The 12685-nt window shown below is 60.8% G+C and carries 13 protein-coding genes; all 13 read right to left on the bottom strand.

The window, feature by feature from the left end:
* Positions 1-3: 3 nt before the first annotated feature.
* Positions 4-1269 (bottom strand): MFS transporter, encoded by a 1266-nt coding sequence (locus tag F6V25_RS13680; protein WP_151129101.1) that lies wholly within the window; start codon positions 1267-1269, stop codon positions 4-6.
* Positions 1266-1703 carry a MarR family winged helix-turn-helix transcriptional regulator gene (locus F6V25_RS13675; protein ID WP_151129100.1) on the bottom strand — a complete coding sequence of 146 codons (438 nt, stop codon included), beginning with the start codon at positions 1701-1703 and terminating at the stop codon, positions 1266-1268. Before F6V25_RS13675 ends, F6V25_RS13680 begins: the two co-directional genes overlap by 4 nt.
* A gap of 226 nt (positions 1704-1929) precedes the next feature.
* Positions 1930-3228, bottom strand: coding sequence for a COG1470 family protein (locus F6V25_RS13670; protein WP_151129099.1), 1299 nt, complete (start codon positions 3226-3228; stop codon positions 1930-1932).
* Positions 3229-3234: 6 nt separating this feature from the next.
* Complete coding sequence (gene rpoD, locus F6V25_RS13665; protein ID WP_151129098.1) at positions 3235-4983, bottom strand: RNA polymerase sigma factor RpoD; 1749 nt, start codon at positions 4981-4983, stop codon at positions 3235-3237.
* 26 nt (positions 4984-5009) lie between these two features.
* Positions 5010-6761, bottom strand: a complete 1752-nt coding sequence (gene dnaG / locus F6V25_RS13660) for a DNA primase (RefSeq protein ID WP_151129097.1) — start codon at positions 6759-6761, stop codon at positions 5010-5012.
* A complete protein-coding gene (locus tag F6V25_RS13655; RefSeq protein WP_151129096.1) occupies positions 6758-7249 on the bottom strand; it encodes a CvpA family protein in 492 nt (163 codons plus the stop codon). The genes dnaG and F6V25_RS13655 overlap by 4 nt, the downstream gene beginning before the upstream one ends.
* A gap of 209 nt (positions 7250-7458) precedes the next feature.
* Positions 7459-7902: a GatB/YqeY domain-containing protein gene (locus F6V25_RS13650; protein WP_149308720.1), complete on the bottom strand. Its 444-nt coding sequence runs from the start codon at positions 7900-7902 to the stop codon at positions 7459-7461.
* A gap of 8 nt (positions 7903-7910) precedes the next feature.
* Positions 7911-8108, bottom strand: coding sequence for a 30S ribosomal protein S21 (rpsU, locus tag F6V25_RS13645; RefSeq protein WP_149209338.1), 198 nt, complete (start codon positions 8106-8108; stop codon positions 7911-7913).
* 315 nt (positions 8109-8423) lie between these two features.
* Positions 8424-8750: a phosphoribosyl-ATP diphosphatase gene (locus tag F6V25_RS13640; protein WP_149308718.1), complete on the bottom strand. Its 327-nt coding sequence runs from the start codon at positions 8748-8750 to the stop codon at positions 8424-8426.
* Positions 8747-9508, bottom strand: a complete 762-nt coding sequence (hisF, locus tag F6V25_RS13635) for an imidazole glycerol phosphate synthase subunit HisF (RefSeq protein WP_151129095.1) — start codon at positions 9506-9508, stop codon at positions 8747-8749. The genes F6V25_RS13640 and hisF overlap by 4 nt, the downstream gene beginning before the upstream one ends.
* A gap of 1 nt (position 9509) precedes the next feature.
* Positions 9510-10241 carry a 1-(5-phosphoribosyl)-5-[(5-phosphoribosylamino)methylideneamino]imidazole-4-carboxamide isomerase gene (gene hisA, locus F6V25_RS13630; protein ID WP_151129094.1) on the bottom strand — a complete coding sequence of 244 codons (732 nt, stop codon included), beginning with the start codon at positions 10239-10241 and terminating at the stop codon, positions 9510-9512.
* 141 nt (positions 10242-10382) lie between these two features.
* Positions 10383-11009: an imidazole glycerol phosphate synthase subunit HisH gene (gene hisH / locus F6V25_RS13625; protein ID WP_151129093.1), complete on the bottom strand. Its 627-nt coding sequence runs from the start codon at positions 11007-11009 to the stop codon at positions 10383-10385.
* A complete protein-coding gene (locus F6V25_RS13620; RefSeq protein WP_151129092.1) occupies positions 11006-12562 on the bottom strand; it encodes a bacteriohemerythrin in 1557 nt (518 codons plus the stop codon). The genes hisH and F6V25_RS13620 overlap by 4 nt, the downstream gene beginning before the upstream one ends.
* Positions 12563-12685 lie beyond the last annotated feature (123 nt).

Raw genomic sequence — 12685 nt, 5'->3', positions numbered from 1 at the left:
TTGTCAGGGTTGTTTGGGCAAAAGCCCCATTTCCTGATAGATCGGACGCATGGCCGTTCCGATTTTGGGCATTTGCAGCGAGAACCACAGCGAGCCCACAAAACAGAATGTCCCGGTGATGATAATCGTGCCGGCAGCGCCGATCTTCTGGGCCAAGGCGCCTGCCAGCAGGCTGCCGATGGGGGCCGAACCGAAATATGCCATCGCGTAGTAGCTGATGACGCGGGCCCGCTTATCCTCGGGCACAAGGGTTTGGATAACCGTATTGCTCGCGGAAGCGCTCTGCATCATGCCGAAACCCGCAAATCCCATGAGCAAAAGCGACAGAGCGAACTGGCGGGAGAAGCCGAACAGGATGAGCGCAACTCCGAGGGTAGCCGAACTCATCTGAATCGTGCGCGTCAAGCCGACAACCGATTTTCGGAATGCAAGGGAAAGCGCGGAAATGAGCGCCCCCAGCCCGGAAGCAGCCGTAAGCCAGCCCAATGCATAGGGGCCGCCATGGAAAACCTGACCTGCAAAGACAGGCAGCAAAACCATATACGGATACCCCATCAGCGAGACGATGGAGAAAAGCAGAAGGATCGTCCTGAGAGGGGAGAAACCGCGGACATAATTCCACCCCTCACGCACTTGCCTGAACAGATTGTCCGCCGTATGCGCTGTTTCCACCGGCTTGATCTTCATCATGAGAAGCGATGCGACGACCGCTATATAACTTATGCCGTCGATCAGAAAGCATCCGCCCTCCCCGACAAGCCCGATCGTGACCCCGGCAAGGGCAGGCCCCAGCAGACGCGCGCCATTGACCATTGTCGAGTTCAGGGCAATGGCGTTTCCAAGATCGTTCCGATCCTCAATCATTTGGATAAAAAATGAGTGGCGGCCCGGCGCATCAAAGGCATTGACCAGCCCCTGCAGGGCGCTGAGCGCGATGATCTCCCAAATCGTAATAATGTGGCTGAGGGTGAGGGCCGCAAGCACAAAAGACTGGATGGCTGCCGCGGCCTGCGTCCGGATCAGGAGTTTCCGGCGATCCATTCTTTCAACCCATGCTCCTGCCAATGGTTGAAGAAGGAAAGGAACAATCTGGCCTGCAAAGCCGACAATGCCGAGAAGGAGCGCCGAACCAGTCAGCCGGTAAACCAGCCAGCCGGTCGCCATTCGCGTCATCCAGGTGCCGACGAGCGAAATGCCTTGCCCCATGAAAAAGAGCCTGAAATTCCGGTACCGTAATGCGCGCCCGGCATGGAAAAGCGAATTTCTCATAGATCAACGAGTTTTTTTATGACTTCGCCCGCCGCGAAGAGCTTTTCTTGCTCTTTCCTGTCGAGTTTTCCTATGACGTGAGCCAGCCAGGCATGTTTGGCCTCTCGCACATTCGTGCGCATAGCCTTGCCTTTGGCGGTCAAAACGATGTTCATCCGGCGACCGTCGGTAGGGTGCGCCTCGCGTTCGACCAGCCCCATTCTTGCCAGCGTTGCGATGGCCGTTCCCATGGACTGCGACGTTACCCCCTCGGCGCGCGCAAGATCTGCTGCGGTTGTTGGGCCGTCTTTGTCAAGGCGGATGATCACGGATTTTTGCGTCCATGACAGTTCACTAAGTTCCGAAGGGGCTGCCGCGCGAATACGCCTGATAAGTGAACCCAAGGCAAGTGTCAATTCGCTTACAGCCGTTTCAATGTGTTTGGACGATGACATGAGTAGATCATGCCATATTGACAGTTAAACTGTCAAGTCTAACTGTCAATATGCATTGTCTTGCTCCCAAGATATGGATTATGGTTGAACCTGAGATGTCCTGCTCTTGCCTCATGTGGTGCACTTACAAATAGAATCTGCCTCAACAGATTGTAACGCAAACGACCTCCGGGGGGAAGCCACCCCGGAGGTCGTTTGGTATCATGCTATGGTAGTTGTTATGCGATTATTTCCCCTGCACCACGGCGGCGCTGGAGGCGAAGGTTTCCTTGCGTTGCAGTTGCCCGTTGAACACCTCCACCCGGTACCGCACCTCCTGCCCGATGGCGCTGTCGTCACGCACCCGCAGGTTGAGGTAGTATTCCGACATCTTGCCGGTTTCCAGGGGATCGATCTTGAACGACAGGACATCGGCTCCCTCCCGGTGGAACTGGGGGTTCTCGGCCTCCGGGAATTCGAACTGGGGCGGCAGGATCAGCCGTCCGGTCAACTCCTGGGCCGTTTGGGACCCGATGTTCAGCACGGTCATGCGGTAGCGGACCTGTCCGCCCGGGACGATGCTCTGGCTGGCCGGCCGGGCGACCACACGCACCAGCGGCGCGGTGATGGTCACCAGGGTCTCCTTCGTCAATGCAACATCGGAGAAACGTGCGGAAACCGCCTTGAGCGACATGCTCTTGCGTTCGCCATCCACCCGGTCGGAGGGGATATGGAACGAGATGGCGCCCTTGAAGGACTGCCCCGCCCCGACGGTCACGCGGCCTGGGGCCGCGCCCGGCGTCGTCTCGGCCGACAGTTGTGCGCCGTATTCCGCGGGGGCGTCGACCTCCAAAAGGTACTCCTCGCTGTTGCCGGTGCGGTTGGCGATCTCGAAGGGGAGCGTCCCGTTCTGGCCCGCCTGGGCGATCCGGCTTTGCTCCACGGTGACGGCGGTGGCGGTGCGGATCGTCTCCTTGGCGGCCTTTTCAGCCGCAATCCGTTCCCGCTCCCGGCGTTCCAGCTCGGCCTTCTCCCGGGCGATGCGTTCCTGCTCGGTCTTGAGCCGGGCCAGGCGTTCCTGTTCCTGCCGTTCGGCGATGGCCCGCTCGATGGCGAGCTGCTCGTTGCGCACCTTTACGGCGGCCATGTGCAGCGCCCTGTTTTCCGTGAGCTTTTCGCCCTTGTGCAGGCGCGCGCCCAGGGTGAGCAGGTCGTCCTCGATGCTCGACCGCAAGGGGGTGGCCGGAAATTCGCTGAGGAACTGGTTGACGGTCCGGGCCGCCAGCGCATTGTCGCCCGATTTCAGGCTGGAACGGGCCAGGAGCAGCAGGGAAACGTCCTTGAGCGGGGTGTCGGGGAAGACCTGGGTAAGCTGTTTGACCTTGTCGATGGTCAGGAGGTAATCCTTCTTCTGGTAGGCGTTGAAGGCCTCGACAAAGAGGTTGGAGTCGTCAAGCTCTGCCGCCGGGGCGCAGAGCGCCCCGGCGAGCAGAAGGAAAAGGGCCAGCGTCGGGATGATGAGGGAGGTGATCGGTGAACGACGCATGGGCAGTTACTCCACGAAGCTTTTGAGTTTTTTGCTGCGGCTGGGGTGGCGCAGCTTGCGCAACGCCTTGGCTTCGATCTGGCGGATGCGTTCGCGGGTGACCTCGAAATCCTGGCCGACCTCCTCCAGGGTGTGGTCGCTCTTCTCGCCGATGCCGAAGCGCATGCGCAGGACCTTTTCCTCACGGGGGGTCAGGGTTGACAGCACCCGGGCCGTCTGCTCGGAAAGGTTGGCCTTGATGACCGCCTCGATAGGCGATATGACGGCCTTGTCCTCGATGAAATCCCCCAGGTGGGAATCCTCTTCCTCGCCGATGGGGGTCTCCAGGGAGATCGGTTCCTTGGCGATTTTGAGCACCTTGCGCACCTTGTCCAGGGGCAGTTGCATCCGCTCGGCGATCTCCTCGGGGGAGGGCTCGCGGCCGTTCTCCTGGACCAACTGGCGGCTGGTGCGGATCAGTTTGTTGATGGTCTCGATCATGTGGACCGGGATGCGGATGGTGCGGGCCTGGTCCGCGATGGCGCGGGTGATGGCCTGGCGAATCCACCAGGTGGCGTAGGTGGAGAACTTGTAGCCGCGCTGGTATTCGAACTTGTCCACCGCCTTCATCAGGCCGATATTCCCCTCCTGGATCAGGTCCAGGAACTGAAGGCCGCGGTTGGTGTATTTCTTGGCAATGGAGACCACCAGGCGCAGGTTGGCCTCGATCAGTTCCGACTTGGCGATCCGGGCCTTGGCCTCACCCTGCTCGATGGCCTTCAGGGCGGTGGAGAGGTCGCTGGCCTTGAAACCGGACTCCTGCTCCACCTTCTGCAACTTGCGGGCCGCGTTGCGCAGGCGTTTTTCCAGCTTCTGGGTCTCCTCGACCCCCAGCTTGAGCTTTTTGAGCTCGGAGATGGCCTTCTCGTCCTCCTGGTGGAGTTTGTCAACCAGCACCCTCAGCTTCTCCGCCGGGATGATGGTCTCCAGATCGATGAGTTCCGTCCCCAGCCGCTCCACCTTGATGGAGAGTTCCTTGAGGCGCTCGGCGATCTTGTTGATGTGGCGGTCCTTCAGGCGCAGGGACTTGAGCAGGTCGGCCTGCCGCTCCTTGGCATCGCGCACCTTTTTCTCGAACTCTTTTTTCTTGGCAGCCGACTTGGCCGCCCCCAACTGCTCGGCCAGTTCGGTCAGAAGCTGGTCCTGGGCAGCGATCTCATCGATGACCGCAAGGATGCGCGTCTTCTGCACATCCTCCTCGTCCTCCTCCAGCTCCTCTTCCTCGACCTCCTTGCTGATCTCGGAGGCGTTCATCTGGAATTTGCGCAGTTTGTCCCCCAGTTGCAGGACCTCGCGCACGGTGATGGGGGTATTGAGGATGATGCCGGCCACGTCCCGCTCGCCGTCCTCGATGCGCTTGGCGATCTCCACCTCTCCCTCGCGGGTGAGCAGGGAAACCGAGCCCATCTCGCGCAGGTACATGCGCACCGGGTCGCTGGTTCTGCCGATGGAGCCGGGCTCGAACTCGACCTCTTCGGCCTCCCCCTCGGCATCCTCGTCCTCTTCCAGGTCTATCTTCATCTTGGGGATCTTGACCTTTTGGGCGGAGTCAACAATCTCGATATCCATATCCCCGAACATGCCCATGACGTCATCGATCTGATCGGTGGCGATATCGGGCGGGAGTATGTCATTGACCTCGTCGAAGGTGAGGAAACCCTTTTCCTTGCCGAGATCGATCAATTGTTTCACATCGTCCATGTTCTTCTTTGCCATTTTTCACCTCAAATGCAGCCCGCGGGCTACAGCTTCGATTTTCTGGTACGCAAGGCGTCGGCCTGCTGCAAGAGCGCTCGGTATGCGTCGCTGTCCGGATCCAGGACCGCCAGTTGTGCGGCGATGTCGCGGATGGAGTGGAGCGCACGCTTCTCTTTGTTGCGCTTGTAGTTGGCAAGGACCGTTCGCCAGTCTATATCAGCCAGGTGATCGTCGTTCACGAGCACCTGGGAGAGAATCCGCCTCTGGTCGGGATCTTCCAGCCGATCCAGGAGGTTCTGCACATCACTCGAATCATCGTTGCTGTCGAGCGAAACGAGTACCGCTTCGGCCACCTGCCGGTGCGGTCCCTCGAAAAAGTTATCCACCCCGAATGCGCGAATTTCGCCCCGCGCCTCGGGATACCTGATCAACAGGGCCAGCAGGGTGTCCTGGGAGCGGTCCCCCTGATGTGCCGGGGGCTGGCCTCCGGCGGGCATGTCCCGTGCCGTGACCTGCATCCCTCCCTGGCGCTTGCGGAAGGCGTGCACCGTGATGCCCAGCAGGCGGCAGATCTCCTTCTCGTACAGGTCCCGCTCCACCGGATCGGCGATCTTCTTGAAGCGGGGGATCACCTCGTCGATGACCCGCACCTTGTTGTCCACGCTGTCCGGCGGGATGCGGACCAGCAGGGAGCGGACAAAGTGATCGAATATGGGCCGCGCCTTGTCCCGGCAGGCCGTGAAGGCCTCCACCGGGTTTTTGGCCAGAAAACTGTCCGGGTCGTCCCCGCTGGGCAGGGTGATGACGTAGGCCGGCATGCGCTGGTCGAGAAACAACTCCATGGAGCGAAAGGTCGCCTTGAGGCCGGCGGCGTCGCTGTCGAACAGGGTGTAGACCCTTGCCGCGTGGCGCTTGATCAGCCCCGCATGGATTGTCGTCAACGCCGTGCCGCAGGTGGCGACCACATTGCGTATCCCGGCCCGGTACAGGGCCAGGTGATCGAAATACCCCTCCACAATGATGACGCTGTTCTCGGTTCTGATGGCCGGCAGGGCCATGTCCAGGCCGAACATCACCGCGCTTTTGTGATACAGCGGCGATTCCGGCGAGTTGATGTATTTGGGGAGCGACGTATCCAGCACCCGCCCGGCAAAGGCTATGACGCGCCCCTTGTGGTCGCGGATCGGGAAGATCAGGCGATTGCGGAACAGGTCGTGCCAGCCGTTGTCCCCTTTACGTAGTATACCCAGTTTTTGGGCGGTTTCCAGGTCCGCACCATGGGCTTTAAGATGTTTGGCCAAGCCGTCCCAGCGGTCCGGGGCAAAGCCGAGCCGGTAATCGGCGGCCAGGGTCTCGTCCACGGCTCGATCCTTGAGATAATTCCTGGCAGCCTGTCCCGCGGGCTCCTTGAGGAGCACCGTCCGGAAATACTCTTCGGCAAGCTCGTTGATCCGCTGGAACTGCTGCCGTTCGTCCTGGGCGTGCCGCTCGGCCGGGGTCAACTGCCGTTCCTCGATCTCGATCCCGGCCTTCCGGGCCAGGAGCTTGACCGCTTCCGGGAACCCGACCCCCTCCATTTTCATGACAAAGGAGAAGGCGTTGCCACCCTCGCCGCAGCCGAAACAGTGAAAGATCTCCCGGGCGGGGTTGACGTTGAACGACGGGGTCTTTTCCCCGTGAAACGGACACAGCCCCACATAATTCGCCCCGGCGCGTCTCAGTTGGACGTAATCCGAGACAACCTCAAGTATGGAGACGCGTTCTGCAATCTCCCGCACCTTTTCTTCGGGGATCATTGTTGTGTGGTGGCTCCGCTCCGCCAGTGTGAGAGTATTTTATCGCCCGTCTGCGCCAGCATGCTGGCCGATTCCGTGTTCTTGATCTTTATTTTCAGCTTTTCCGGCATGAAGCCTGCGGTGGCGGTGCTGAACAACAGGCTGAGCAACAGCACCCCCTCGGCCGTCCCGATCAACAGCCCTCCCACCCGGTTGAGGCCCCCCAGCATGACGAGGCGCAGGGCGGTGGTGACGATGTTGCCGACAACGTGGACGATGATGCCCGTTATCAGCAGGATCAGGACGAAGGCCAGAAAGGCGCAGATCTGCATCGGCAAATGCGTGAGGGCCCGTATCGGCTGTGAAACGGCCGGATAGAAATGATACGCCAGCCAGGCGCCCAGAAGCAGGCCGGCCAGGGAGGAGGCTTCGTTGACGAGTCCGCGAGCCAGTCCCTTGAGAGCAAAAAAGAGGAGAACCGCTAGAATAATGATATTGAAAGCATTCATCGGGGAACCATGTGCCGGCTGTCGGGCAGAGATATCGGCCTGTGCGCGTCCTCCCGGCGGTTGTTGCTCGCGGGGGGCGTCACATTACTCCTGATTGGTACAGACGTCATTGCACAGACAATTGTTACACGGAAGGGGCGATCAAAAGATAGCCCCTTCCGTGTAACAGAATACAGAACTTCGATCACCGGAAATCACCGGCAGGCACATCAGGAGAGCAGTCGCCTGACCGTGTCGCTGACGGTCTTCCCGTCAGCCCGGCCCGCCGTCAGGGGGGTAAGGGCCTTCATGACCCTGCCCATGTCCTTGATGCCGTGGGCTTCTGTTTCCCCGATGACCTTGGCCACCAGTTCGGCGATCTCGTCGCCGGTCAGCTGGGCAGGAAGGAAGCCGAGCAGAACCGCCAACTCAGCTTCCTCCTTTGCCACCAGATCGGGACGGTTGCCCTCGCCGTAGAGCCGGATCGACTCGCGGCGTTGTTTCACCATGGAGGAGATGACCTCAATGACTCCCTGATCGTCCAACTCCCGCTGCTGCTCGATCTCGCGGTTCTTGATCGTGGAGCGGACCATGCGAACAGCCGAAAGGCGCAGGTCATCCCGCGCCTTCATGGCTTGTTTCATCGCAGTATCAAGTTGTTCCTTGAGTGTCATGTCTTGTCCTAATCTACCATCTTACGCTGTTTCTTGAGGGCGCGCTTACGTGCGGCGATCGCCTTTTTCTTCCGTTTGATGCTTGGCTTCTCGTAGTGCTCGCGTTTGCGAACCTCCGAAAGAATCCCCGCCTTTTCGCACTGTTTCTTGAACTTCTTCAGGGCGAGTTCAAATGGTTCATTTTCCTTGATCTTTACTCCCGGCATCCATAATCCCCCCCCTCATTGTAAAGTGGTACATCCTGATGCGTATGAGGCCGTTATGTAAGAATTTCGCAAGATTGTTATCATAACAGCAAATATTCTATTGTCAATATAAAAGTCAATACCACGACCCGACACGGGGGAAAGGCCAACAGCCGCCACCGAGACACGGAGACACGGAGACACGGAGACACGGAGACACGGAGAACATCAAAGGCATAACCTCTTTTCAGGGGGGCTGCCGGCGCTTTTCCCCCGTTTTTGGTTTTCCTCTGAGTCTCTGTGTCTCGGTGGCAGATTTGAGATTGTATCGGGATGTTATGCCGGGCGGGAGTTCTTCTCCTCGATGCCCGACATGCCGAAACGCCGGCGCAGTTCGGCGAAGATCTCTTCGGGGGGGATGTCGCAGTACCCCAGAAGGACCAGGAGATGGAAGACGAGATCGCTGGTCTCGTAGACGATCTCATCGCGCTTGCCCCCCTTGGCGGCGATGACCACCTCGGTCGCCTCTTCCCCGACCTTCTTGAGGATCTTGTCGATCCCCTTGTGCATCAGGGATGCGGTATAGGAGTTCTCCGTGGGGTTGTTCTTGCGGTCGAGGATGACCTGGTACACCGCCTGGATGATGTCGTCGCGTTCGTTCATAATCTTACCGCCACCCCTTTATCGTGAAGATACTGTTTGGCCTCGCCGATGGTGTACTCCCGGTAGTGGAAGATGGAGGCGGCCAGACAGGCCCCGGCCCCCGCCTTCACGAAGCCGTCGTACAGGTGCTCCAGATTTCCCACGCCCCCCGAGGCGATGACCGGTATGGAGACCGCATCCACGATGGCCCGGGTCAACTCCAGGTCGTACCCGTCCTTGGTGCCGTCCCGGTCCATGCTGGTGAGGAGGATCTCGCCCGAACCGTACTCCTCCATCCTCACGGCCCATTCCACGGCGTCGATGCCGGTGGGCGTGCGGCCGCCATGGGTGTAGACCTCCCAGCGTTGTTCGCCCGGCACGCGGCGGGCGTCGATGGCCACCACGGTGCATTGGGAGCCGAAGCGCTCGGCCGCCTCCTGGACGAATTCCGGCCGCTGCACGGCGGCGGTGTTGATGGAGGTCTTGTCGGCCCCGGCGTTCAACAGGCGACGGATGTCGTCCACGGTGCGGATGCCGCCACCCACGGTGAGTGGCATGAAGACCCGCTCGGCGGTGCGGCGCACCACGTCGATGATGATGTTACGCTCGTCGCTGGAGGCGGTGATGTCCAGGAAGGTCAGCTCGTCGGCCCCCTGCCGGTCGTACATCTCGGCGATCTCCACCGGGTCCCCGGCGTCCCGCAGTTCCAGGAACTGCACCCCCTTGACGACCCGGCCCCCCTTGACGTCCAGGCAGGGGATGATGCGTTTGGTCAGCATGTCAGGCCTCTCCCTTGGTGATGGCGATTGCCTCGGCCAGTTTGATGGCGCCGGTGTACACCGCCTTGCCGGTGATGACCCCGGTGACGCCGCTCTTCTCGATGGCCATGAGGTTTCGGATGTCCTCCAGGCGGGAGACCCCGCCCGAGGCGATCACCGGGATGGCGACGGCTTCGGCCAGAGCCCTGGTGGCCTCCAGGTTTGGCCCCTGCAACATGCCGTCGCGGCTGATATCGGTGTAGATGATGGCCGCAACCCCGAACCCCTCGAATTTCCGGGCCAGGTCGGCGGCGCTGATGTCGGTCACCTCGGCCCATCCCTGGACCGCCACCATGCCGTTTTTGGCGTCGATGCCCACCACGATTTGGCCGGGGAAGCGGCGACAGGCCTCCTTCACCAGGTCCGGGTTGCGCTGGGCTGCCGTGCCGATGATCACCCTCGACAACCCCAGGCTAAGGTAGGCCTCGATGGTGGCCAGGTCGCGGATACCGCCCCCCAGCTGGGCCGGGATGGCGATCGCCTTGATGATGGCCTCGATGGCCGACCGGTTCTTCGGCTCGCCGGCAAAGGCACCGTCCAGATCTACGATATGGAGCAGTTCAGCCCCCTGGCGTTGCCACTCCAGGGCCTGGGCGGCCGGGTCGTCGTTGAACACCGTATCCTTATCCATCAGCCCCTGTTCGAGGCGGACGCATTTTCCTTCCTTGAGATCAATGGCGGGTATGACGATCATAAGTACCTTTCATTTTGAACACCCAAAAAATAACATCTGCCACAGAGACACAGAGACACGGAGAACGTCAAAACCACAACCTGTTTCTGGTTTTCTCTGTGAACCTCTGTGTCTCTGTGCCTCTGTGGCAGATTCTAGACGTTAATCCTTCATCGCGGCGAAGTTTTTAAGTATCCGCAACCCCACGTCCTGGGACTTCTCGGGATGGAACTGGGTGGCGACGATGTTGTCCCGCCAGACCGAGGAGCAGAACTGGATGCCGTAGTCGGTGGTGGTGGCGGTGACGCCGTCGTCGTCCGGCTTCACGTAGTAGGAGTGCACGAAGTAGACGTTGGCGTTGTCGGCGATCCCCTCGAAGGCGGGGGGACGGCGCTTGAAGGAGAGCTGGTTCCACCCCATCTGGGGGACCTTGAGCTTTTCCCCCCCTGCCTCCATCCCCTCGGGGAAACGGAGCACGTGGCCGGGGATCACCCCCAGGCCCTTGTAGAGGCCGAATTCGGTGCTGTCGGTGAAGAGGAGTTGCATGCCGACGCAGATCCCCAGAAAGGGACGCCCCTGGGCGATGACCGAGAGGATCGGCTCCACGAAGCCGGCGGCCTCCAGGTTGCGCATGCAATCGCGAAAGGCGCCCACCCCCGGCAGGACGATCTTTTCGGCTTCCAGCACCACCCGGGGATCGGCGGTAACCACCGCCTCGAAACCGACCTTTTCGAAACCCTTCTGGACGGAACGGAGGTTGCCCATCCCGTAGTCGATGATCGCTATCATTTTATTCCGCTCGCAGTCAGGTGGGGGCCGTACTTCCGGTCGACACCCTTGATGTGGTTGATCAGCCAGTCCTGGAGGAACATGATCACGTCCTGGGTCAGGAGGGTCTCGCCGGCGTTGAACTTGCGTTGGAGATCGAGCACCTGATCCACCAGCTTGGTATGGTGCTGTTTGTGCTGGGCAGCCTCGTGGTAGCCCGATGTGCGGAAGGCATCTTCCTCGGCGCCGAAATGGGAGGCGGTGTATTCGATCAGGCGGCCGAGGATCGAGCCGATGGCCTCCTTGCTCCGTTTTTGCTGCATGGCGTCGTGCAGTTCGTTGACCATGTCGAACAGCTTTATATGCTGCTGGTCGAACTGGCTGACCCCGGTGGCGAAGCTGCTGTCCCACTCCATGACCTTGGCGAGGCGGAAGTGGCCGACCAACTGGTGCAATTCATCCACCTGGCTCGCCAGCTTGCCGGTGGCCGCGGTGGTGCTCCGGGCGTTCTCCACGTTGCCGTTGACCACGTCGGTGATCATCTGGATGTTGTTGGTGATCTCCTGGGTGGTGGCGGTCTGCTCCTCGGCCGCGGTGGCGATCTGGCTGACCTGCATGGTCAGGTCGTTGATCTTGTTGAGGATGTCCTCCAGCGCCTCCCCGGAGCGGGTGGTTTCCGCGGTGCCGCGCTTCACCTCGCCGACCCCCTCGGACATGGAGCCGACGGCGGCCTGGGTTTCCTCCTGGATGGACTTGATCATGGTGCTGATCTCTTTGGTCGCCTTGGTGGTACGTTCCGCCAGGGCCCGCACCTCGTCGGCCACCACGGCGAAGCCGCGGCCCTGCTCCCCGGCCCGGGCCGCCTCGATGGCGGCGTTCAAGGCCAGCAGGTTGGTCTGGTCGGCGATGTCCTGGATGGTGTTGACGATGGCCCCGATCTGGTCCGAGCGCTGCCCCAGTCCCTCAACGGTGGTGGACGACTCGTTGACCCGCTGGGCGATGTTGTCCATCAGCCGGGCGCTGTTCTGGACCAGTTGGGCGCCGCTGTGGGTCTGGTCCGTGGCCTTTTGGGCGTTTTCGGCGGCAAACAGGCAGTTGCGGGCGATATCCCCCGACGTGGCGGACATCTCCTCGCTGGCGGTGGCGATGGTACTCGCTTGCTGGGCCACATCCTCGGCCGCCAGGGCCATGGAGTGGGTCGTGGAACTGACCATCTCCACCGAGTCCCGGACCAGGTCCGCCACGGAGAAGAATTGCCGCATGGCCTTGTTCATGTCGGTCATCATGCTGTTGAAGGCAACGGCGAGGCGGCCCAGTTCTCCGTCGCCCGTGACCTCCGCGCGCACCGACAGGTCGCCGCCGGCGGCCTTTTCCAGGGCGGCCACCAGGCCGGCCAGGGGGCTGAAGGTGCGGCTGCTGATGATGCCGAGGACCAGTGACGTGGCGGCCACCATGGCCAGGCCGAAGAGGATGTCGAGCCAGAGCGCGTTCCCGGTATTGAGGGTGACCATGGCCGTTACGCCCAGCAGGATGACGATGGTGTTGCCGATGATGACGCGTACAATAAATGACATTGGTGGCATGCTCCTTGGGGGATGATTGCAGTGTTCAACGCGTTGTCACCGGCGCCGTTGCCAGTGATGCTAATAATATTTGCTTCATGGGCCCCATGGGACTCATAGGACTTATGAGTCCCA

Source organism: Oryzomonas japonica, from assembly GCF_008802365.1.
Lineage (GTDB): Bacteria > Desulfobacterota > Desulfuromonadia > Geobacterales > Pseudopelobacteraceae > Oryzomonas > Oryzomonas japonica.
This window is presented reverse-complemented; position numbering and strand designations above follow the sequence as displayed.